Origin of the sequence: Salmonella sp. 741265050_HSA (genome assembly GCF_046569445.1) — a bacterium.
Lineage (GTDB): Bacteria > Pseudomonadota > Gammaproteobacteria > Enterobacterales > Enterobacteriaceae > Salmonella > Salmonella enterica.
Genome location: NZ_JBKFSV010000001.1, coordinates 679,545 through 701,830, shown reverse-complemented (window position 1 = coordinate 701,830; position 22,286 = coordinate 679,545). Strand labels below are relative to the sequence as shown.

The following is a 22,286-nucleotide window of genomic DNA, read 5'->3' as shown; positions in this document are numbered from 1 at the left end:
ATGAAACAGAGGAAGCGCTTCTGCCAGATCAATAAATGAGAAAAATTTAACGATATGGCAGAAGATAACATCAATGGTTTAGCTGACGTTTAAGCGACGTTGCGGGTATGACCGGCGAGGGCCGCCAGCGCATCGCTGTTTTCAATAGTAATATACTTACCTTTCACCGCCAGCATACCGCTTTTCTGGAAACGTCCCAGCAGACGGCTAATGGTTTCGACTGTTAAGCCCAGATAGTTGCCGATATCGCCACGGGTCATCGTCAGGCGGAATTCACGCGGTGAAAAACCACGCTGCGCAAAGCGGCGGGACAGGTTGTAAATAAACGCAGCCAGACGTTCTTCGGCGTTTTTCTTCGACAATAACAGGATCATATCCTGATCGCCTTTAATTTCACCGCTCATCAGACGCATCATTTGCTGACGCAGGTTAGGCATTTTGCCGGACAGGTCATCCAGTGTCTCAAAGGGTATTTCACATACCATTGAGGTTTCCAGCGCCTGTGCAAAGCTCGGATGATGACCGCTGCCAATGGCGTCAAAACCCACCAGGTCGCCTGCTAAATGGAATCCAGTAATCTGCTCATCGCCTTGCTCGGTAATGGTGTAGCTCTTAATCGTTCCGGAGCGGATAGCATAGAGCGATTTCAATTCATCACCTGCTTTAAACAGAGTTTGCCCTTTCTGAATGGGCTTTTTGCGCTCGATGATATTATCAAGCTGATCAAGCTCATGCTCGTTAAGTGTGAACGGGATGCAAAGCTGGCTGATACTGCAATCCTGGCAATGGATAGCACAACCGCCAGACTGAATGCGCCGTATAATTCGCTTTTCCGGGATCATAGGTCTGCTCAAGCCGTAATTGATATTTGTCAATTTTAACATCTTTTTGGTGAGCGCGTAAGTCTGAGCTATCCCGGAGAAGGAATAATTCAAGTATAAGTTTGATGAATACTTTTATCTATTTGAAAATACGTAATTTATTTGTTGTTGCTTTACATAAAAGTGTGACCGATAAGGCACTTTTTGCCTGTATATTCATAATAAAAGATAGCCTTCATGGCGTAATAGCCACTCTTTTCGCTGCACGCCACCGGCGTATCCGGTCAGAGTGCCGTTACGCCCAATGACGCGATGGCAGGGAACAACAATACTGATGGGGTTAGCGCCATTCGCAGCACCGACTGCGCGTGCGGCGCCCGGTCGTCCCAGTTGCGCCGCCAGCTGACCATAGTGCATCACCTGCCCGCAGGGGATAGCGCGCAACGCCTGCCATACTTCCCGTTGAAAAGGCGTGCCCCCCGTGGCGGTTTCCAGGGTATCAATTACGGCGAGATTGCCTGCAAAATAATCTGCAAGCTTATCGCTGAGTCCACCGGGGTTAGTCGCAGAAACGCGTTCATAGCCTTCGTGACGGTAGTGGATATTTAGCAGTTGCTCCATACGATCGCGGTACTGTTCCCACTCAATGGCCCGCAGTCGAAACTGCTCATCGCAAACCACCCATAACGGTCCTAATGGCGTGGCTATCTTCTCTTCAAGTAATCTCAGCATCCGTTCTCTCACATCGTCTTAATCTAACGTAAGAGACAAGATATCATGCCAGGAATACCCGCAACCATACTCCTTAAAAGATAGTCAGGGATAACACATTTAGCGCCAGTAATATCGTTGGCGGAGAAAAAGAGAGCCGGGCGAGGCGGTTAATTGCCTTACATTGTCGCTGTTATTGGAAATAACTGTAAACCGTTGTCGCTATAACAGGGCACGGTTATGATAACGGCAGTCGCAAAAACGCTGGAGGATGAACCATGAACCTTGACGATAAAGCGCTGTTTCTTGACGCCATGGAGGATGTCCAGCCGCTGAAACGCCATACTGATGTACACTGGCAGCCAACGCGTAATCTTAAAACGCCCCAGCGTATCGACACGCTTCAGCTTGATAATTTCCTGACGACGGGCTTTCTGGATATTCTGCCGCTGAATGAACCGCTGGAATTTCGTCGGGAAGGATTGCAGCAGGGTGTCATCGACAAGTTACGCAGTGGGAAATACCCTCAGCAGGCCAGCCTCAATTTGTTACGCCAGCCGGTCGAAACGTGCCGAAAAATGCTGTTTCGTTTTATCCTGGAGGCGCAGAAAGAGGGGTTGCGTAATGTCCTGATCATTCATGGTAAAGGGAGAGAGGCGAAGTCGCATGCCAATATCGTCCGAAGCTATGTGGCCCGCTGGTTGACAGAGTTTGAGGATGTACAGGCTTATTGTTCGGCGCTGCCGCACCATGGCGGCGGCGGGGCATGTTATGTCGCGTTACGTAAAACGGTGCAGGCTAAACAGGATAACTGGGAGCGCCATGCGAAGCGTAGTCGGTAAATCGTTGCCGCTGGCGGACAGGACCGCCAGCGCAAGCTCGCGCGAACCCGATTTTATGCCTGATATAACGCCTCATCCAAATGCTCAGGATTCTGCAAGAGAACGGGCGATAACGCTGTCCGCGGTAATAACACGCAGAAACAGTCATTCGCTTATTTAAGCGTCTATTAAAATATACTGGCTTTCGACTTAACTGTTAAGCAGAAAATGGTGACAAGTACATCACTTGTCAATATGGATGGATGAATATCCTGGCATAGCGAATATAGGTGATTTTATCTGTTGCACTAAGGGAAATGGCGATGGTCTGGTATTGAATATGGAGAATGTCAAAGAAACGAATGGCAATAGATATCTGAAATGCTATAAAAATAAAACCTGTCTCCTATCCTGGTTGTAGGCCGTCAAAAATGTTGAGAAATATCAGCGTCAGGACATGCATTATTCTATTCATGGTATGTACGTTTCTTTTGGTGGATACTTTACAAATAGCTTTTCTGCACGATCTCCCTATTTTAATTACGTGTAATATCATTTATCTGATCTCGGCATTACTGCTTTGGTGGTATATGACCTGCTATCTGGTAGTGCCAATTAATACCGTGAAGAAAAGTATTGAAGAGGTCGCAGCAGGAAACTTGTCTATTCATATCTCCGAATTTGGCAATAATTGCGCCGGGCGACTCATCCCCGGGATTAATAGCCTGTCGGAGAATATTTCCGCGCTGGTACGTGAAATCAGATCCTCTTCGCAAACGGCAATGACCCTTTCCGAACAACTGGCGGCGCGCAGTATGTCGCTATCCGTAAAGACGGAACAGCAGTCGGCCTCGTTAATTCAAACTGCCGCCAGTATGGATGAAATGGCGGCGAGTACCAAAAACAATGCGGATAATACCCGAATGGCGAGCATACAGGCGGATTGTGCAACCCAATGCGCCCGTAAAGGCGGTGAATTAATGGTGCGGGTTACAGAAAATATGCGTTCTATTACCGACTGTGCCTCGCAGATGACGGAGATTATTTCATTGATTGACGGTATCGCATTCCAGACTAATATTCTGGCGCTTAACGCGGCGGTAGAGGCTGCGCGGGCGGGCGATCATGGAAAAGGTTTCTCCGTGGTGGCCGGGGAAGTGCGTAATCTGGCGCATCGTAGCGCTGAGGCGGCAAAAAATATCAAGGCGCTGATCGACGTTACGCATGACAATGTGCGGCAGGGGGCCGCCATAGTGCAGGAGGCTGAAAAAAATATGCAGGAGATTGTTGGCGGCTCCGGGCAATTAAACGTGCTGATGAGTGAAATTTCCACCACCACGCGGGAGCAGGAAAAAGGCATTAACCAGATAACCCTGGCGTTGAGCGATCTGGAAAGCGCAACCCATAGCAATGTTTTAATGGTTGAAGCGTTATCTGCTTCTTCGGATGTTTTAAAGGCGCAGGTGATCGAGTTACAGACTAAAACCGACAAATTTCGTTTAAGCCTGCCGGGTTACAGTGAACATGCGCTGTCGCGCTCTCATGTATCACCTCTTTCGACCATCACCAGGCGCGGCCAGGCCTGATAATACATGTTTGGTAAGCGCCTGTTGCTAAGGCGCTTTTTTCGCACGTTCCCGTCATTCTTTTTGCGCAATGAGAAAATGAGAGATTGATTAACCTTTCCCGAAAGCTAGACTAACGGCATGAGAGTTGTAACGTGGAGGCGCTGTGGAAGCCATTAAGGGATCGGATGTGAACGTGCCGGATGCCGTTTTCGCATGGCTACTGGATGGTCGTGGTGGAGTAAAACCGCTCGAAGATAATGATGTGATCGATAGTCAGCATCCCTGTTGGCTACATCTTAATTATACCCACCCGGACAGCGCCCGCTGGTTGGCTTCAACGCCTTTACTCCCCAATAACGTGCGTGATGCGCTGGCTGGTGAAAGCTCGCGCCCGCGCGTAAGTCGTATGGGGGAAGGGACGCTCATTACGCTGCGCTGTATTAATGGCAGTACTGACGAACGCCCGGATCAATTAGTAGCAATGCGTTTATATATGGACGAGCGATTCATTGTGTCTACCCGTCAGCGAAAGGTTCTGGCGCTGGACGATGTGGTCAGTGATTTGCAGGAGGGCACCGGGCCCGTAGATTGCGGCGGCTGGTTAGTGGATGTGTGCGATGCGTTAACCGATCACGCCAGTGAATTTATTGAAGAGCTACACGATAAAATTATCGATCTGGAAGATAATCTTCTCGACCAGCAAATCCCACCGCGCGGTTTCCTCGCATTGCTACGTAAACAGCTAATTGTTATGCGCCGCTATATGGCGCCGCAGCGCGACATCTATGCCCGGCTTGCGAGTGAACGGCTGCCGTGGATGAGCGACGATCACCGGCGAAGAATGCAGGATATCGCCGACAGGCTGGGAAGGGGGTTGGATGAAATTGACGCTTGTATCGCGCGTACTGGCATCATGGCGGATGAAATTGCCCAGGTAATGCAGGAGTCTCTGGCGCGCAGAACTTATACCATGTCGCTTATGGCGATGGTTTTTCTGCCCAGCACCTTTTTAACAGGGTTATTTGGCGTTAACCTGGGCGGTATTCCTGGCGGCGGATGGCGGTTCGGCTTTTCTCTGTTTTGTATTCTGTTAGTTGTCCTGATCGGTGGTGTTACTTTATGGTTGCATCGCAGTAAATGGTTGTAACAAAAGCGCTTTTCAGACCATTTCGAATGAAAAAACGCCGAGAAATTTGAGCGAAGTCAATAAACCATCTACCTATTCGGGGCAATATCTCTCTCGCAGGTGAATGCAACGTCAAGCGATGGGCGTTGCGCTCCATATTGTCTTACTTCCTTTTTTGAATTACTGCATAGCACAATTGATTCGTACGACGCCGGCTTAGATTAGTCGGCTTTTTTTTGCCTGTAGGATATCAGCGTCTACCCTTTAAGAGTCTGAATGACATTCTGGAGGGTAATATGAGCTGTCTTTTGACCTTATTATATCTACACTCGTCCTTGTCGGACCCGATTCCCACTGACCCTGTTCCCATTCCTGAGCCGCTTCCCCGTCCTCAGCCGATGCCCGACCCGCCGCCGGACGAAGAACCGATTAAAATGTCGCATCAAACGTCCGGATCTGCGAGGATACGCGCCTGCTGACTATGAGTCGTTACCGCGAGAGTAAATTGTGACCGCTTTTTCAACCCTGAATGTTTTGCCCGCCGCCCAGCTCAATAACCTTACTGAGCTGGGCTATCTTGAGATGACGCCTGTTCAGGCCGCAGCATTACCCGTCATTCTGGCGGGTAATGATGTGCGTGTGCAGGCCAGGACCGGTAGCGGCAAAACGGCGGCGTTTGGTCTTGGGCTCTTGCATCGAATTGACGTCACTCTGTTCCAGACACAGGCGTTAGTGCTTTGTCCGACGCGGGAGCTGGCGGATCAGGTTGCCGGAGAGTTACGTCGCCTGGCCCGTTTTCTGCCAAATACCAAAATTCTGACCTTGTGTGGCGGGCAACCCTTTGGCGCACAGCGCGACTCGCTTCAGCACGCTCCGCATATCATTGTCGCGACGCCGGGGCGCCTGCTGGATCATTTACAAAAAGAAACCGTATCGCTGGATGCGCTGCATATTCTGGTAATGGATGAAGCAGACCGAATGCTGGACATGGGATTCAGTGACGCCATTGATGAGGTGATCCGCTTTGCGCCTGCGACGCGCCAGACGTTGTTGTTTTCAGCAACCTGGCCTGAGGCCATCGCGGCGATTAGCGGTCGTGTACAGCAGCAGCCAATACGTATTGAAATCGATACGGTAGATGCGCTACCGGCTATCGAACAACAGTTCTTCGAAACGTCTGCGCATGAAAAGATTTCGCTGCTACAAACGTTGCTTAGCCAGCATCAGCCAGCGTCCTGCGTGGTGTTTTGCAATACCAAAAAAGATTGTCAGGCCGTTTGTGATGCGCTTAATGCGGTAGGACAAAGCGCGTTGGCGCTCCACGGCGATCTGGAACAACGCGACCGCGACCAGACGTTGGTGCGTTTTGCAAATGGTAGCGCGCGCATTCTGGTTGCCACCGACGTTGCCGCGCGAGGATTAGACATTAAATCGCTCGAACTGGTGGTTAACTATGAACTGGCCTGGGACCCGGAGGTGCATGTCCATCGTATTGGCCGTACGGCGCGCGCGGGAAGCAGCGGTCTGGCGATCAGTTTCTGCGCGCCGGAAGAGGCGCAGCGGGCGAATATTCTTTCAGAAATGCTGCAACTCAAGCTGAACTGGCTGAATGCGCCCGCCCGGCAGCCGTTACTCCCTCTGGCCGCAGAGATGGCTACCCTATGCATTGACGGCGGCAAAAAAGCGAAAATGCGTCCGGGAGATATTTTGGGCGCGCTGACCGGCGATATTGGATTAGACGGGGCGGATATCGGCAAAATTAACGTGCATCCAATGCACGTTTACGTCGCCGTACGTCAAGCAGTAGCGCAAAAAGCCTGGAAGCAGTTGCAAAACGGGAAGATCAAAGGCAAGTCATGCCGGGTACGGCTATTAAAATGATCGATAGTATGGCGTCTCAGCGGAGTGCTGAGACGCCTGCAGATTATTTCACTTCGATAACATCAAGCCGCAACGCCTCTAAGGAGGTGTCATCTTCTTCCGGCTGCCAGCCAGCGGGCTGCAAGGGAATCTCTTCACGATCGAACGCTAAATCGCCGCCGTCGACGACCTCGGAACCGTGAGTGATTCCTTTGAAATCGAACAGGTTAGTGTCACAAAGGTGAGACGGCACGACATTCTGCATGGCGCTAAACATCGTCTCGATCCGTCCAGGATAGCGCTTATCCCAGTCGCGTAGCATGTCGGCAATCACCTGGCGTTGCAGGTTGGGTTGCGAACCGCACAGATTACAAGGAATGATAGGAAAGGCTTTGGCCTCAGCAAAACGGATAATATCTTTCTCGCGGCAGTAAGCCAGCGGGCGGATCACGATATGTTTGCCGTCATCGCTCATCAGCTTCGGCGGCATCCCTTTCATTTTTCCGCCATAGAACATATTCAGAAACAGGGTTTGCAGAATATCGTCGCGATGGTGGCCCAGGGCGATTTTGGTCGCGCCCAGTTCAGTCGCAGTACGATACAGGATACCCCGACGCAAACGCGAGCACAGCGAGCAGGTGGTTTTTCCTTCCGGAATCTTCTCTTTCACAATGCCATAGGTGTTTTCTTCGACGATTTTATATTCTACGCCCAGCTGCTCAAGGTAGGCTGGCAGGATATGCTCCGGAAAACCTGGCTGCTTTTGATCGAGATTGACGGCGACCAGTGAAAAATTGATCGGGGCGCTTTGCTGCAAATTACGTAAAATTTCCAGCATCGTATAGCTATCTTTGCCGCCAGAAAGGCAAACCATAATGCGATCGCCTTCTTCAATCATATTAAAATCGGCAATCGCTTCGCCAACGTTACGGCGCAGGCGCTTTTGCAACTTGTTGAGGTTGTATTGCTCTTTCTTTGTATTCTTTTGAATTTCTTGCATTATTTCAGTTCTCTGGTACTAAATGGGGCAAATTGGGGGCAAACTTTGCAACTACGATAACCGCGCATTCAACATCGCTACTTGTTCGTCGTTCATGTCATCAATCTACATACCGTAAATTTCATACACCATCTGCGCAGTTTCATGCCCCATTTGGCTGGCGATAAATGCCGGGTTCGCTCCTGCCGTCAACAGCCAGCAGGCAAAAGTATGTCGCGTATGGTACGGATTACGGCGACGAATGCCAGCACGTTTTAATAGAGATAGTACCTTCGGATATTGTCAACTGTATACATCATGTAGCCAGGCCCGTTAAGAAGTGACGGGCTCAACTGAAATTCAGGCGCTGCTGCGTCCTGATGATGGTACGTTTCAAGTGGTTCCGTGGGGTGAACCGGGACAGGTGTAAAATGATATTTGGCACACCCTTTTTGCTCTTTTATTGGTGATATAAAATAACGTATCAGTATTTTATTATCTAATAAGATAGTGCAGTGTGTTTAATTATCGTTGGGTAAGATCATTTTACCGTATACTATTTAAAATTTTCTTGCCTATTCTGGTGGTCGTATTGAATTAAAAATAGCCTGTATCATATGTACAGTTCAGATGAATTATTTGCGATGAGAATTGCTACCTGATATCTACATCTTATGATGTATACCATAATTCTGGCTGGAGAACGTAATGCGTATAACAGTAAGTGATATATCAACCAGAGAATCACAGCAGACGGTACAGATACAAGCTATCAGAAGTTGGGATACCATACCGTACCTTTCAATGTTGGATGGACTTTATCAGGACGATACCTTTCATGAGCAAGTATCTAATTTACCAAAAGAATATATTAAGCTGGATGAGATGGCCAAAGATGAAGGAAAGAACAGCTTAAATATTTATGACTTCTTCTTTGAGCCAACACATGAAATTATATGTGAAGAAATCCAATCAACATTGGATTTTTATTATTCAAATAGCGCAACCTTTCGTAGGCTGGTTAATTATAAAGTTGAGCGTAGTATCAATGACGATGTAGACACCAATAAATGCGAGGTAAAGATATCTCTAAATTACAGTTACGAAAATATTGATGGGGGACGAGGATATTTATCGCTTCCATTTGATAAGTACGGCTATCCAATTCCCCCTGACTTTCACAACTGTGCAAATGGAATTACATCAGAAAAATTGTTGTTAGATTTATTTCTAAAATATATTTTGCACGATCATTTAAATGCAAACGGTGAAGTTACAAACGTTTACGCCAATGTTATTTATAAAGAGATTGATCCCGCTGCAATTGCACATACATCGTCGTGTTTTTCTCAGGTAACGATGAGTGATGAACATGAGCTATTTAATGTAGATAGCGTAACTGTTCCACCTAAAAGTACTGAGCAAATTATATCTGAAGGAAAGGAAATTCAAAGGCAAATTTTCTTATCTTCTCATAGCGGCAATCATTTTCAGCCAGTAATCATTCATAAAATGGACAGGAGTATTAAAAATATTGCAGTAACTAGTTTGTTATTATCATCAAGATTAGCAGTAACATCTGGTGATTATAGGATAAAAAATGGTAATTCAGAAGGTGAGAATGATTTTTTACCCGTTAAAGAATTACAAAGATATGAAAGGGCTCTCCCGGAGGATCATCCTGCCCCAAATACGGAGCCTCATCCGCTGGGTAAGGTGTTAGATGGTCTATTTGATCACTATACATCTGTTGCAGGAGGACACCTTGTCGCAGTACTCAAACTACTTGGAAAAGAACAAGAGGCAAATAGTTATAAAAGAGGCTATCATGAATTACTTGCATTTTCTCAAACCGGGCAGTGGACGCATGATGGAAGAGTTATTGCTGCTGAATATATGTTTAAAGGTCTTTTAGTTCATTTAAGTGATAAACTCATTATTCTCGGTGAGGGAAGTTTCGTTTCTTTTTTATCTTTTGTAAGAGAAAACATCCAACACCAATATAAAATATATGAGCTAATGGCGCGTGATATGCTGGTTCATCCTTTGCATTTCAGCACTGAGTCTGCACCACCTATGATAGACAGTCCTTTATGGACAAGGGAAAGCCATTATACGAAAGTCCTGTATGAAAAGTTTCCTTCTATTTCTGGTTCAAGCTTTGAGGTTTTCTATGGTAAGGAAGCTATTATTACAGCGTTAGAAATAGTATCTTTCGATAGACAAGAAAGAGGAAAGAGCGCTTTTAATAAAAAAAGGATGAGTCATCTTTTTAAGCTAGTTCAATTAGTGATACACCATTTATCCAGCAATGGTGGTGATAGAGTATTGCTTAACCCTGAAGGTATAAAAAATAATTTTATTATTATGCGTCATATTATTTTTTGGTGTGCAAAGATAACGGGGCCAATTAACGATAAAAAAATAAACGCAATAGCAAGAAAAATTGTGGTTAATAATAAATTTTCCAACGGTGTTAAATCAATACTTCCCAAAAGCAACGATCCTTTAATTTCGTTAATGAAAGCCGCGATCAATAAGCAGCTAAACTGGGCGGAGAAATATTATCGAGCAGAGACTCATATGAAGGAACATATGCAGGAGTGTGATATTTTAGGACTAATGGACACCAACAAAATGGTGCGAGAGGCCGTTATTGGGCTTATTCACGAGATCAGTGATATTGCGCAAAGCAGCTGGCTGACATTAGAAGAACAACATGAGAGACAGGCTCAGGCTCTCGAATCGTTCAAGGAGAAACTTTCCTCCATGAATGGCGGGCAAGAATTCGTTTATGCATTTAATAAGATTATTCAGGAGGGGTTGGGAGGATTAATTGAGCTGAGTTTTGATCTTGATGATACTATACATCATCGCACAACTTCCTCATTAAGTCCGGCTGCAAGAGCAGGACTTCACCTCTTAGGAACGGTCTGGAATATTGTAATGAGTATTGTCCCTGGTTTTAACGCACTGGCTGGTACCAGCAGTATTCTTAACCGGGCTGTTGTGGAAAACTCTGCGGATGTATGCGGTTACGTACAGGATATTATTCGTATCGGTATGGAGGCTGTTCCTGTTGCAGGAGCGAAGTTCACAGAAAGAGCGGCAAATGCAAAGTATACGGGTCTCCGATTTGTTGAAAATAAAATACAAAGAGGTGTAATACGAGCGCCGATTCAAAAAGGGAGTAATTATAAAATTATAGAGTCAATAGAAAATACAGATTTTATTTATCAAAAAAGTAGTCAGAAAGTTCTTGAGTTAGGACCAGAGGGAAACGATGGGCTCCATCGCGCTACCGGTTTTGATAAACAAACGTATGGTTATTACAAACCGTCAGGTGAAGGCTTTTACAGAAAACAAGCCTCATATCCACCGCTGTCAACGGAAGCGCCTAATACGATAAAATATGGCGACAGAGAGCTCGTTTTAACTAAAGAACCAAATTCACAAACGTATCAGGCAACCTATTCGGATAGCGGAAAAAATTCAGCTATGACATTTTACCGATCTTCTGATGGACGATTTTATCAGGCGTCAGGGCTGAAAGGTGGGGGGCTTATTCGCCATATTGATAAGCCTTATTCAGAGTTAAGAGAAGGAGACGTGGGTTATGATGAAGAACTTCTGGAAATTTCGGATGATTCACCCCTACTGGAAGATATACTGGCCTCCCTGTCAGAAGATTTATACCCTACATCAGAAGAAAATGTACAAAGTATTTATAAGAAATACCAGAGTGGGGATGCTGCAGCAGGGGAGACTGAAGTTGTATTATGCCGAGGTACAATAGGTCAGCAGGCTGAAAATATTGTTAGTTTTAAAACGGCAGGCGGTATTGAGGGGGCCGATGTAGAGGTATTGCCTGTCTCTGTTGAAATAGCCAAAGAGCAGGTTCGAAGTGGAAGAATCGTACCTGAATATACCACCGATATTAGTGTTGCCGACAGGTTCAGCAGGGAACATTATCTTATTATCGTTAGGGTAAAAGTCAAATATCTTACACGAGGTAGCGTCAGTGAAAGCGGCTGGGTTATGCCAAAAAAAACACCAGTGGACCCTGTTGGTATAATTGACAGGACATATGGTAAAGCAGAAAATACGGGGCAGGCAAACGCTTCTAAGTAATCATAAATCCTGAACAAGTTTATTGTTGTTATCTCTCGTGTATGAAAGATTGCTTTTATACTTTAAATAATTCGAGTTGCAGGAAGGCGGCAAGCGAGCGGATCCCCAGGAGCTTACTCAAGTAAGTGACTGGGGTAAGGGAACGCAGCCGCAGCACATGCAACCTGAAGTATGTTATGGCGAGATACGCAACGGGTCAAAAGCGTCTTTATTCTGTCATCCGTATTAATTAAGATGTCACCACGACCAGAAAAATATCGGAACGAAGAGATGTATGACTAAAGAAGCTGTAATCTTTCTATTTATCGCCATCGTGGTAGAAGTTATCGCCACGATCTCATTAAAATTATCGGATAGTTTTACGCGTCTGGTACCGAGCATCGTTACCATCATCGGATATTGTATCGCGTTCTGGTGCCTTACCATCCCTATGCGAACCATCCCTGCTGGTATCATTTATGCCATTTGGTCTGGGGTAGGGATTGTTCTTATTGGATTGATAGGATGGTTGTTTCTTGGCCAAAAACTGGATGTGCCGGCTATTATTGGCATGTTGCTTATCATCTGCGGCGTAATCGTAATCAATCTGTTTTCAAAAAGCGTCAGTCACTAGGCGATGATGATGGTTGATTTGAGCCCGCACTCTCTATGCGGGCTCGGGTATTTAGCGCACTACCAGTACGGAGCATTCCGCATGACGCACAACGGCTGCGGCGTTGGACCCCAACAGATAGGTAGTAATATCCGGACGATGCGAGGCGATAATCACCATATCGGCCGGTAATTTTTTTGCCATTTCCAGAATCTTATCTTTAGGAGAGCCTTCTGCAACGTGCGCCTGCACGCGGTCCGCGGGAAGGTTGAATTTCTTGATAATCGCTTCCAGTTGAGATTTGGCTTCGGCTTTCAAATCGTCCATTGCGGGGAGCTCTGCTGAATAAGCCAGTCCCAGTGAAGCGTAATAGGGCAAAGACGGGATTACAGTCAAAAAGTGCACTTTAGCGTCGTCAATCTTTGCTTCGGCTTCAACATGTGAAATCACGCGTTGAGTTAATTCTGAATCTGAAATATCGATGGGTACAAGAATCGTTCTGTTCATAAAACCTCCTGTTTAAGTATCCACTGAAATTCTACTCCCTAAAGGCACTTTATGTACAATGACATACGTCACATTTCAGGTGCTGCTCCACGATACTCTGCGGGGACTACCAACAGGGGAGGACGGCGTAATATTAAGCGCATTCCCCGTAAATAATCAGCGAGTTGACGTTAAATCGTTATTTCTGCCTTGTCAGGAAAGACCTAAAAAGAGATGTTACCGTTTAATTCAATAATTAATGAAATAATTCGCAGTGAAATAGATATAATTTATACGAATGCTTTTGGGGGTATTATACGAAATAAAAATTATACAATATCATTCGGTTACGATATTCTACGCCTGTTATATGCCTTTATTGTCACATATTCATTTTGTCGCTGGGCCATTGCGTTAACCTTTGCTTTCCAGCGTATAAATTGACAAGCCCGAACGAATGTTCGGGCTTTTTTTGTTTCCAGGTTAATCCTTAGAATATTTTTTAATCTGCGCCGGGTTTTTCCGCTTTTCCTGCCAGCAAGGCAAGAAAGTCATAGCGTTTTTGCAAATCCAATGCGGCATCTCGCCATAATTGTTCAGCTACTTCAGGCTGTTGCGCATTCAGGCGACGGAAACGCTGTTCATTAAGCAACGTTTCCGCCAGTGCATCTGACGGTGGCCGAGAGTCCAGAGCCAGCGGCGACTTGCCTTCATCCGCACGGCGGGGATCAAAGCGGTATAACGGCCAGAAACCGGTCGCCGTTAACTGGCGCATCTGGTCATGGCTTAGCGCCAGATCGTAACCATGTTCCTCACAGGGGCTATAGGCAATGATCAGCGACGGCCCTGGCCAGGCTTCGGCCTCCTGGATGGCTTTCACCGTCTGGTTTAACTGCGCGCCCAGCGAAATTTGTGCGACATAAACATGACCATACATCATCATGCTGACGCCAAGATCTTTACGGGCTTTACGCTTGCCATGTTCGCCAAATTTAGTGACGGCGCCAAGCGGCGTCGCCTTCGACGCCTGGCCGCCCGTATTGGAATAACACTGCGTATCCAGAACCAGAATGTTGACATTCTCCGTCAGGCTTAACACATGATCTAAACCGCCAAAGCCGATGTCGTATGCCCAACCATCGCCGCCAATCAGCCAGATTGATTTTTCTACCAGCGCATCAGCATCCTTTAACAGTTCCTCTGCGCCCGCAACCGATTTCAGATGTTGGCGTAATGCGGCGACCTGCTCACGCCGAACGTCAGGCGTTGCTTCGGCATGCAGCGCATCGTTTAATTCCGCCGGAATGCGATCGGCGAATTGCGCCAGTAAACGCATGACGCGCGCCCGGTGCTGATCCACGCTCAGACGGAAACCGAGGCCAAATTCCGCGTTATCTTCAAATAACGAATTCGCCCATGCCGGGCCGCGTCCGTTGGCATCGGTGGTATAAGGCGTTGAGGGTAAGTTACCGCCGTAAATAGAGGAACACCCCGTGGCGTTAGCGATTAACATTCTGTCGCCATATAACTGAGTCAGCAGTTTAATATACGGCGTTTCACCGCAGCCGGAACAGGCGCCGGAATATTCAAACAGCGGCGTAATAAGCTGCGATGTGCGGATATCAATTCGTTCCAGTTTGCTGCGATCGATTTCCGGTAAGTCGAGGAAAAAGTCATAATTCACTTTCTCTTCTTCCACATGCTCAAGGCGCGACATCATGTTAATCGCCTTGATCTGTGGATTTTGCCGATCTTTAGCCGGGCAGACCTCTACGCATAAATTACAGCCAGTACAGTCTTCCGGCGCGACCTGCAGCACATATTTCTGGCCGCGCATATCGCGGGACTTCACGTCCAGCGAATGCAGACTGGCTGGCGCGTTCTCCATCGCCTGCGGGGAAACGACTTTCGCACGAATTGCCGAGTGAGGGCAGGCGGCGACGCAGTGATTACATTGTGTACACAGTTCCTCTTTCCAGACAGGAATCTCTTCGGCGATATTGCGCTTTTCCCAGCGGGTGGTGCCCATCGGCCATGTTCCGTCCGGCGGCAGGGCGGAAACAGGCAGTGCGTCGCCGAGGCCCGCCAACATGGCGGCGGTAACGGTTTTCACGAAATCCGGCGCGGCGTCGGAGACAACCGGCGGGCGATGCGCGCTGTGCGGATTAACCGCCTGCAACGGCACTTCCGCCAGCGATTCCTGCGCCAGAGCCAATGCCTGCCAGTTACGCTCAACCAGATCCTGACCTTTGCTGCTATAGCTTTTGGCAATCGCGCCCTGCAGCTCAACCAGGGCGCTATCGCCCGGAAGAATATGCGTCAGGTGGAAGAAAGCCATTTGCATGACGGTATTGATGCGGGCACCAAGTCCACATTCGCGGGCGATTTTCGCCGCGTTAACCACGTAAAAACGCGCCTTTTTCTGATTCAACACCGCCTGAACTTCTTGCGGCAGACGCGACCAGACCTCGTCGGCGCTGTACGGCGTATTAAGTAGAAAGATTCCGCCTGGCTTCAGACGTTCCGCCATCTGATATTTATCGATAAACTGTAATTGATGGCAGCCGACAAAATCCGCCTGAGCAATTAAGTAAGCGGAACGAATGGGTTTTTCGCTGACGCGCAGGTGCGATACCGTGAGCCCGCCAGCTTTTTTAGAGTCATAAACGAAATAACCTTGCGCATACCACGGCGTAGAATTACCGATAATTTTAATATTATTTTTCGTGGCGGATACGCTGCCGTCGCTTCCCAGACCGTAAAATAACGCTTCAAGTTTAGCGCTGCCGGGCAGGGTATTTTCCGGTAATGGCAGCGAGAGGTTAGTAACGTCATCATAAATGCCCACCGTAAACCGTGGTTTGGGTTTCGCGCGGCTGAGTTCATTAAAGACCGCCAGTACGCACGCCGGGCCGAACTCTTTGGATGATAGCCCATAACGGCCGCCAATGGTGCGCGGCAACGTTTCGCGCTCGCCATTATTAAAGGCTTCCGCCAGTGCGGTCATCACGTCCAGATAAAGCGGCTCGGCCTGCGCGCCAGGCTCTTTGGTGCGATCCAGCACGGCGATAGCGCGAACGGTTTCCGGTAATGCCTGTAACAAATGTTTGGCGGAGAAGGGGCGGAACAGACGGACTTTCAGAACGCCGACCTTTTCTCCGCGTATCAGTAGCTCGTCCACGACCTCTTCGCAGGTGCCGAGGGCGGAGCCCATCATTATGATGACGCGTTCAGCCTGGGGATGGCCATAATATTCAAATGGCTGGTACTGACGGCCCGTAGCGTCGCCAAATGCCTTCATCGCCTCTTCAACATGATCATAAACGGCGTTGTACCACGGGTTGGTCGCTTCGCGAGACTGGAAGTAGGTATCCGGATTCGCTGAAGTTCCACGAATCACCGGATGTTCCGGATTCAGCGCGCGGGCGCGGTGAGCGTCGATCTCCGCCTGCGGCATCAGGTTCAGAATGGTTTCATCCGTTAGCGGTATAATTTTGTTGATTTCATGCGATGTACGGAAGCCATCAAAAAAATGAATAAACGGAACGCGGCTTTTCAGCGTAGCTCTGTGCGCGATCAGCGCAAAATCCTGCGCTTCCTGAACGCTGGCGGCGCATAACATCGCGCAGCCTGTCTGGCGGACCGCCATCACATCGGAATGGTCGCCAAAAATAGAAAGCGCGTGTGTGGCGACGGTGCGCGCGGCAACGTGCAGTACAAACGGCGTGAGCTGCCCCGCCAGTTTATACAGCGTTGGAATCATCAGCAGCAGCCCCTGCGATGATGTAAATGACGTAGAAAGCGAACCGGTTTGTAACGCACCGTGAACGGCGGCGATCGCGCCGCCTTCCGACTGCATCTCTACCACACGCGGCGTATCGCCCCAGACATTTTTAAGCCCATTGCCGGCCCAGGCATCCGCTTGTTCAGCCATTGTTGAACTGGGCGTAATCGGGTAAATGGCGATAACCTCGCTGGTACGGAACGCCACCGACGCTACTGCGCCATTACCGTCAATTGTTTGCATATGACACCCTTACATTGCGCAAAAAAGAGGGACACGCATAATCGTGAGCGCATCCTGTAGTTATCCTTTTATTTTAGCAAAGCCCTTCAAGCCCCATTTTCGCTTTTGTGTCCCTGGCGGGAGGAGAATGACGATTTCTTGCCGAAAAGACGTAAAAAATTGCCAATAAATGTTAATGAAGCGCATAAATGCGCGCTTTGCCTCTCGACGCGTCAGTTTCTGCTGCCTATTATTTAGGGCGGTGTCGTTTGGATGAATAAACAGAGGGGAGAGAAATGCGCGCAGCGTTTTGGGTGGGATGTGCCGCGTTATTATTGTCGGCTTGCAGTAGCGAACCTGTTCAGCAGGCAACCGCGGCACATGTTTCGCCAGGGATGAAAGCGGCGATGTCCAGCGCCGGCGAAGCGAATTGCGCTATGATTGGCGGTTCGCTTTCAGCGGCCCGGCAGCTTGATGGTTCAGTAATTGGTATGTGCGCGCTACCCAACGGCAAACGTTGTAGCGAACAGTCGCTTGCCGCCGGAAACTGCGGGAGTTACTAAGCGCGGCGTTTCGCCTGACGCGTATAACTTTTCACTTAATGGCTTAGTGCGCTAAATCCGCCAGTTTATACATTAGCGTTGTTTCTGCCGTCGCCAGCGTTAATTGGTTCGCAGTTAAATCGACCTGCGCGCCTTTGCTGAAGAGCTCGCTGAGGGTGCCGTCCAGCGCATTAAGCTGCGGATCGGCGCACATCATTCGGGTCATCGCTAAATTTTTCACTTTTAATTCGCCGTCCGATAGTTTTCCTTCGCCGGTGAATTGATTGCACATTTTGCCGGATACCGTCATGTCCTCGCCAAAGCTGAGCTCCGGGCCGGTGACCGTTTTACCGTTTACGCTTTCCAGAACAAAGCGGTGGTGCTCCAGTTGCTCGCGTTTGACGGACACTTTTCCACTGCTCACACACCCTGTCATTATGATGCTCAGGGCGACCAGCGTGACGATTTTCTTCATTGATATTCTCTGTAATCTGATAGTTAACACTGACTATAGTAATGATATGACCGGATAGATCTTCAGGGGTTATCCGAAAATGCTCCCCTGAGCGCAGGGGAGCGACAGGATTAGAACAGCGCGTTCGGGCAGGCTTCGCCCTTCTCAAGCTGGCTTAAGTTTTGTAACGTGGTTTCAGAGATGCTGATCAGCGCTTCTGCGGTCAGGAATCCCTGGTGCCCCGTAAACAGTACGTTATGGCAGGCCGACAGACGGCGGAAAACATCATCCTGGATAACATCGTTTGACTTATCTTCAAAGAACAGGTCGCGTTCGTTTTCATACACATCCATCCCCAGCGAGCCGATTTTCTGATTCTTCAGAGCTTCGATAGCCGCCTGGGAATCAATCAGCGCGCCACGACTGGTATTAATGACCATAACGCCATTTTTCATTTGGTCGAATGCCGCATGGTTCAGTAAATGGTAGTTTTCCGGCGTGAGCGGGCAGTGCAGGGAAATGACATCCGATTCGGCAAACAACGTTTGCAGATCCACATACTCGACGCCGAGGTCAAGTGCGGCGGTGCTGGGATAGGGATCAAACGCCAGTAAACGCATTCCGAAGCCTTTCAGGATACGCAGCGCGGCGACGCCGATTTTACCGGTACCAATGACGCCAGCGGTTTTTCCGTGCATGGTAAAGCCGGTCAGTCCCTCAAGGGAAAAGTTAGCGTCGCGGGTGCGTTGATAAGCGCGGTGAATACGGCGGTTCAATGTCATCATCATGCCAATCGCATGTTCAGCGACGGCTTCCGGAGAATAAGCCGGCACGCGGACCACCTGCAAACCGAGCTCTTTAGCGGCATCCAGGTCGACATTATTAAATCCGGCGCAACGCAGCGCGATGTATTTCACGCCGTGTTTTTTCAGCTCTTCCAGTACCGGTCGGCTCCCGTCGTCATTCACGAAGATACAAACTGCTTCACATCCATTGGCGGTTTTCGCTGTTTTCTCGGTCAGCAGAAAATCAAAAAACTCCAGTTCAAAACCGAACGCTTCGTTCACTTGCTGTAGATATTTCTTGTCATACTGTTTGGTACTATAGACGGCGAGTTTCATATGACCTTCTCCAGTGATGTTAGAATCACACAAATATGCTTAAAATTATCTTACAAAAAATCAAAAATAATTGATAGTCATACATATAATGAATAATTTTAGGTTATCATTCTCCACAACGCCTCAAATAGCCGGAGGGCGCCCCTGCAACATGAACTATTAGGCTATGTACGGGCAATCATGCCAAAATAAAGAGATAGCCGACTGAATTTTTCGTTAAATCAGGAAATTAATGGCCCATGAAGGGTAAATATAAAGCCGCCCTTGCGCTACTGTTACTGCTGATTCTTGTCCCTCTGACGCTACTGATGACCCTCGGGCTGTGGGTTCCCACTCTGGCGGGAATTTGGCTACCCGTCGGTACCCGTATCGCTCTGGAACAAAGTCCACGCCTGACACGTCATGGGTTAGTGATTCCCGATCTTCGCTATCTGGTCAATGATTGTTCGTTAGCGCATATTACCCAGGCGGAACTGACGCATCCCAGCCGTTGGTTGCTGAATATTAAAAGCCTCAAACTGGATGCCGCATGCCTGGCGAAACTGCCCGCTACGGAAGCTTCTCCCGCCGCGCCGCGTACGCTGGCGCAGTGGCAGTCAATGCTGCCCAATACCTGGATTAACATCGATAATGTCATTCTCGCGCCCTGGCCGGAATGGCAGGGCAAGCTGGCGATCTCCATGACGCCGGTCATTCAGCAGATACGTTATCAGGGCGAAAAAGTAAAATTTCAAGGGCAGCTACGCGGTCAGGCATTGACGGTGAGCCAACTGGAGATCGCCGCGCTGGCCAACCAGCCTCCCGTTAGCCTGGCGGGGGAGTTTATGTTGCCGCTGGTACCGGATGGCCTGCCGGTCAGCGGTCATGCGGCAGCGACCTTGCGTCTGCCGCAGGAACCGTCGCTGGTGGATGCGGAACTGGAGTGGCGTGATAACGCCGGACAGCTCATCGTGATGGCGCGAGGTAATCCTGACCCGATTCTCGATCTCCCCTGGGCGGTAACGCGTCAGCGGCTTACCATCAGCGATGGCCGCTGGAACTGGCCATATCAGGGATTCCCCTTAAGCGGACGTCTGGCTTTTAATATCGATAACTGGCAAGCCGGGCCGGATAATGCGCGAGTCAGCGGACGCCTGAATATTCTGACCCAGGGCGATGCCGGTAAAGCGAACGCTGTACTGACTATCGGCCCGGGAAAACTCAGCATGGATAGCAGTGAGATGCCTCTACAGCTTACCGGCGAGGCTAAACAGAAGGATTTAATCTTTTATGCCGTATTGCCCGCTATGTTCCGCGGCAGTCTGGCCGATCCGCAGCTCACCTTTGCACCTGGCGCATTGCTACGCTCGCGCGGACGGGTGATTGATGCGTTAGATATTGATGAAATTCGTTGGCCGCTGGCGGGCGTTAAGGTGACGCCGCGCGGCGTTGATGGTCGATTACAGGCTATTTTACGGGCGCACGAAAATGAAATGGGCGATTTCGTTCTTCACCTTGATGGCCTGGCGAATGATTTTCTCCCTGATGCTGGTCGCTGGCGGTGGCGCTATTGGGGGCAAGGAAGCTTTATGCCAATGCGCGCCCGCTGGGATATTGCCGGACAGGGCGAATGGTATGATAACACCATCAGGTTGACCAGTTTGTCCACCGGTTTTGATCAGTTGCACTATGGCGCAATGACTGTCACATCACCAAGACTGGTGCTTAATAAACCTATTGTCTGGGTTCGCGACGCCACAACGCCGTCGCTACAGGGCGCGCTGTCTCTGGAGGCGGGAAAAACTGTATTTACCAGCGGGAGCGTGCTGCCGCCTTCTACCATTAATTTTAGCGTTGAAGGGCGCGAGCCAACCCTGTTCCAGTTTAAAGGCGACCTTCGGGCGGGGGCGATAGGGCCGGTACGGCTGAATGGGCGCTGGGATGGCGAACGCCTTCGCGGACAGGCCTGGTGGCCGAAGCAGTCGCTTATCGTTTTCCAGCCGTTGCTTCCACCAAACTGGAAAATGACGCTGCGCGAAGGCTCACTGTATGCACAGGTGGCTTTTTCCGCCGCACAGGGGCAGGGGTTTGAAGCAGGTGGACACGGCGTGTTAAAAGGCGGTAGCGCCTGGATGCCGGATAACAAAATCAACGGCGTCGATTTCATTCTGCCATTTCGCTTCCACAACGGCGCGTGGCAATTGGGGACGCGCGGGCCCGTCTCGCTGCGTATTGCCGGGATAGTCAACCAGGTCACGGCGAAAAATATCACCGCTGATTTACAGGGCGGTTATCCCTGGAGCGAGTCGAATCCATTACTGCTAAGCGATGTCAGCGTAGACGTGCTGGGCGGTCAAATCATTATGAAACAGTTGCGAATGCCGCAGCACGACCCGGCGCTTTTGCGAGTGCAAAATATTTCATCCAGCGAATTGATTAGCGCCATAAATCCAAAGCAATTCGCCATGTCTGGTCCGGTTAGCGGCGCGCTGCCGCTGTGGCTGAACAATGAAAAATGGATAATCAAAGATGGCTGGCTTACGAATCCTGGGCCAATGACGTTGCGCATCGATAAAGATACTGCGGATGCGGTGGTGAAGGATAATGTTACGGCAGGCTCGGCGATTAACTGGCTACGTTATATGGAGATTACGCATTCGTGGACGAAAATTAACGTTGATAACCTGGGCGTACTAACGATGCAGGCGGCTATTACCGGCAAAAGCCGGGTAGATGGTAAAACCGCGATCGTTAACTTGAACTATACCCATGAAGAAAATGTGTTTACGCTGTGGCGCAGTTTGCGTTTTGGCGACAATTTACAGGCATGGCTTGAACAAAATACAGCATTGCCGCAACCTCCTTGCCGGAAAGACAAGGACTGTGAGGATAAATAATGAAAATGAGTATTGCCATGCTGTCAGCGCTTGCGTCATTTATCGTGGTGGGCTGCACGCCACGTATTGAAGTCGCCGCGCCGGAACAGCCGATTACCATCAACATGAATGTAAAGATCGAGCATGAAATACATATCAAAGTCGATAAAGATGTTGAAGAACTCCTGAAATCACGCAGCGATCTATTCTGAG

The 22,286-nt window shown here is 49.0% G+C and carries 17 protein-coding genes and 1 pseudogene; 9 read left to right on the top strand and 9 right to left on the bottom strand.

Going from position 1 to position 22,286, the window contains the following annotated elements; all coding sequences use genetic code 11:
• Positions 1-89 precede the first annotated feature (89 nt).
• Positions 90-842 carry a fumarate/nitrate reduction transcriptional regulator Fnr gene (gene fnr / locus ACLD4F_RS03415; RefSeq protein WP_000611914.1) on the bottom strand — a complete coding sequence of 251 codons (753 nt, stop codon included), beginning with the start codon at positions 840-842 and terminating at the stop codon, positions 90-92.
• 195 nt (positions 843-1,037) lie between these two features.
• Positions 1,038-1,553 carry a methylated-DNA--[protein]-cysteine S-methyltransferase gene (gene ogt / locus ACLD4F_RS03410; RefSeq protein ID WP_000945036.1) on the bottom strand — a complete coding sequence of 172 codons (516 nt, stop codon included), beginning with the start codon at positions 1,551-1,553 and terminating at the stop codon, positions 1,038-1,040.
• Positions 1,554-1,810: 257 nt separating this feature from the next.
• Between ogt and smrA the strand changes: the two genes are divergently transcribed.
• The 4 genes from smrA to dbpA all read left to right on the top strand — a co-directional run bounded on the left by smrA (position 1,811) and on the right by dbpA (position 6,928).
• Positions 1,811-2,374, top strand: coding sequence for a DNA endonuclease SmrA (gene smrA / locus ACLD4F_RS03405; protein WP_001046799.1), 564 nt, complete (start codon positions 1,811-1,813; stop codon positions 2,372-2,374).
• A 410-nt stretch (positions 2,375-2,784) separates the two neighbouring features.
• Complete coding sequence (locus ACLD4F_RS03400) at positions 2,785-3,939, top strand: methyl-accepting chemotaxis protein (protein WP_000945615.1); 1,155 nt, start codon at positions 2,785-2,787, stop codon at positions 3,937-3,939.
• A gap of 145 nt (positions 3,940-4,084) precedes the next feature.
• Entirely contained in the window at positions 4,085-5,068 is a 984-nt protein-coding gene (gene zntB / locus ACLD4F_RS03395; RefSeq protein ID WP_411010672.1) for a zinc transporter ZntB, read from the top strand.
• A 486-nt stretch (positions 5,069-5,554) separates the two neighbouring features.
• Positions 5,555-6,928 (top strand): ATP-dependent RNA helicase DbpA, encoded by a 1,374-nt coding sequence (gene dbpA / locus ACLD4F_RS03390; RefSeq protein WP_000123685.1) that lies wholly within the window; start codon positions 5,555-5,557, stop codon positions 6,926-6,928.
• A gap of 43 nt (positions 6,929-6,971) precedes the next feature.
• Here the strand turns inward: dbpA and ttcA are convergent, their stop codons facing one another.
• Positions 6,972-7,907, bottom strand: a complete 936-nt coding sequence (ttcA, locus tag ACLD4F_RS03385) for a tRNA 2-thiocytidine(32) synthetase TtcA (protein WP_001156210.1) — start codon at positions 7,905-7,907, stop codon at positions 6,972-6,974.
• Between the two features lie 105 nt (positions 7,908-8,012).
• Positions 8,013-8,165: pseudogene (locus tag ACLD4F_RS03380) on the bottom strand (tyrosine-type recombinase/integrase); the annotation flags it as partial.
• Positions 8,166-8,594: 429 nt separating this feature from the next.
• On the opposite strand from ACLD4F_RS03380, the gene ACLD4F_RS03375 reads away from it, so the two are divergent.
• Both ACLD4F_RS03375 and ACLD4F_RS03370 read left to right on the top strand, forming a co-directional pair.
• Positions 8,595-12,017, top strand: a complete 3,423-nt coding sequence (locus tag ACLD4F_RS03375) for a DUF4765 family protein (protein WP_411010671.1) — start codon at positions 8,595-8,597, stop codon at positions 12,015-12,017.
• Positions 12,018-12,291: 274 nt separating this feature from the next.
• Positions 12,292-12,630 carry an SMR family transporter gene (locus ACLD4F_RS03370; RefSeq protein ID WP_000159237.1) on the top strand — a complete coding sequence of 113 codons (339 nt, stop codon included), beginning with the start codon at positions 12,292-12,294 and terminating at the stop codon, positions 12,628-12,630.
• Positions 12,631-12,681: 51 nt separating this feature from the next.
• Here the strand turns inward: ACLD4F_RS03370 and uspF are convergent, their stop codons facing one another.
• The 3 genes from uspF to ACLD4F_RS03355 all read right to left on the bottom strand — a co-directional run bounded on the left by uspF (position 12,682) and on the right by ACLD4F_RS03355 (position 17,482).
• Positions 12,682-13,116 carry a universal stress protein UspF gene (uspF, locus tag ACLD4F_RS03365; RefSeq protein ID WP_001082296.1) on the bottom strand — a complete coding sequence of 145 codons (435 nt, stop codon included), beginning with the start codon at positions 13,114-13,116 and terminating at the stop codon, positions 12,682-12,684.
• A 481-nt stretch (positions 13,117-13,597) separates the two neighbouring features.
• Positions 13,598-17,122 (bottom strand): pyruvate:ferredoxin (flavodoxin) oxidoreductase, encoded by a 3,525-nt coding sequence (gene nifJ, locus ACLD4F_RS03360; protein ID WP_079944331.1) that lies wholly within the window; start codon positions 17,120-17,122, stop codon positions 13,598-13,600.
• 60 nt (positions 17,123-17,182) lie between these two features.
• Positions 17,183-17,482 (bottom strand): hypothetical protein, encoded by a 300-nt coding sequence (locus tag ACLD4F_RS03355; protein ID WP_031607555.1) that lies wholly within the window; start codon positions 17,480-17,482, stop codon positions 17,183-17,185.
• Between ACLD4F_RS03355 and ACLD4F_RS03350 the strand changes: the two genes are divergently transcribed.
• The gene (locus tag ACLD4F_RS03350) at positions 17,398-17,664 is read left to right on the top strand and encodes a DUF333 domain-containing protein (RefSeq protein WP_001200679.1); all 267 of its coding nucleotides are present in this window, start codon (positions 17,398-17,400) and stop codon (positions 17,662-17,664) included. The two genes, ACLD4F_RS03355 and ACLD4F_RS03350, sit on opposite strands and share 85 nt — an antisense overlap.
• A gap of 43 nt (positions 17,665-17,707) precedes the next feature.
• Here the strand turns inward: ACLD4F_RS03350 and hslJ are convergent, their stop codons facing one another.
• A complete protein-coding gene (gene hslJ, locus ACLD4F_RS03345) occupies positions 17,708-18,118 on the bottom strand; it encodes a heat shock protein HslJ (RefSeq protein WP_000725242.1) in 411 nt (136 codons plus the stop codon).
• Between the two features lie 110 nt (positions 18,119-18,228).
• On the bottom strand, positions 18,229-19,218 hold the full coding sequence (gene ldhA / locus ACLD4F_RS03340; protein ID WP_411010670.1) for a D-lactate dehydrogenase: 990 nt from the start codon (positions 19,216-19,218) through the stop codon (positions 18,229-18,231).
• A 239-nt stretch (positions 19,219-19,457) separates the two neighbouring features.
• Between ldhA and ACLD4F_RS03335 the strand changes: the two genes are divergently transcribed.
• Positions 19,458-22,094, top strand: coding sequence for a YdbH family protein (locus ACLD4F_RS03335; RefSeq protein WP_079944332.1), 2,637 nt, complete (start codon positions 19,458-19,460; stop codon positions 22,092-22,094).
• Positions 22,094-22,285 carry a YnbE family lipoprotein gene (locus ACLD4F_RS03330; protein ID WP_000784063.1) on the top strand — a complete coding sequence of 64 codons (192 nt, stop codon included), beginning with the start codon at positions 22,094-22,096 and terminating at the stop codon, positions 22,283-22,285. The genes ACLD4F_RS03335 and ACLD4F_RS03330 overlap by 1 nt, the downstream gene beginning before the upstream one ends.
• Position 22,286 lies beyond the last annotated feature (1 nt).

Excerpts from the sequence above, each read along its gene's own strand:
- ACLD4F_RS03370 (WP_000159237.1), top strand. The coding sequence starts at position 12,292 with ATGACTAAAGAAGCTGTAATCTTTCTATTTATCGCCATCGTGGTAGAA.
- ACLD4F_RS03330 (WP_000784063.1), top strand. The coding sequence starts at position 22,094 with ATGAAAATGAGTATTGCCATGCTGTCAGCGCTTGCGTCATTTATCGTG.
- uspF (WP_001082296.1), bottom strand. The coding sequence starts at position 13,116 with ATGAACAGAACGATTCTTGTACCCATCGATATTTCAGATTCAGAATTA.
- hslJ (WP_000725242.1), bottom strand. The coding sequence starts at position 18,118 with ATGAAGAAAATCGTCACGCTGGTCGCCCTGAGCATCATAATGACAGGG.
- ttcA (WP_001156210.1), bottom strand. The coding sequence starts at position 7,907 with ATGCAAGAAATTCAAAAGAATACAAAGAAAGAGCAATACAACCTCAAC.
- ACLD4F_RS03335 (WP_079944332.1), top strand. The coding sequence starts at position 19,458 with ATGAAGGGTAAATATAAAGCCGCCCTTGCGCTACTGTTACTGCTGATT.
- ACLD4F_RS03350 (WP_001200679.1), top strand. The coding sequence starts at position 17,398 with ATGCGCGCAGCGTTTTGGGTGGGATGTGCCGCGTTATTATTGTCGGCT.
- fnr (WP_000611914.1), bottom strand. The coding sequence starts at position 842 with ATGATCCCGGAAAAGCGAATTATACGGCGCATTCAGTCTGGCGGTTGT.
- ACLD4F_RS03400 (WP_000945615.1), top strand. The coding sequence starts at position 2,785 with ATGTTGAGAAATATCAGCGTCAGGACATGCATTATTCTATTCATGGTA.
- ACLD4F_RS03375 (WP_411010671.1), top strand. The coding sequence starts at position 8,595 with ATGCGTATAACAGTAAGTGATATATCAACCAGAGAATCACAGCAGACG.
- nifJ (WP_079944331.1), bottom strand. The coding sequence starts at position 17,122 with ATGCAAACAATTGACGGTAATGGCGCAGTAGCGTCGGTGGCGTTCCGT.
- smrA (WP_001046799.1), top strand. The coding sequence starts at position 1,811 with ATGAACCTTGACGATAAAGCGCTGTTTCTTGACGCCATGGAGGATGTC.
- ldhA (WP_411010670.1), bottom strand. The coding sequence starts at position 19,218 with ATGAAACTCGCCGTCTATAGTACCAAACAGTATGACAAGAAATATCTA.
- ogt (WP_000945036.1), bottom strand. The coding sequence starts at position 1,553 with ATGCTGAGATTACTTGAAGAGAAGATAGCCACGCCATTAGGACCGTTA.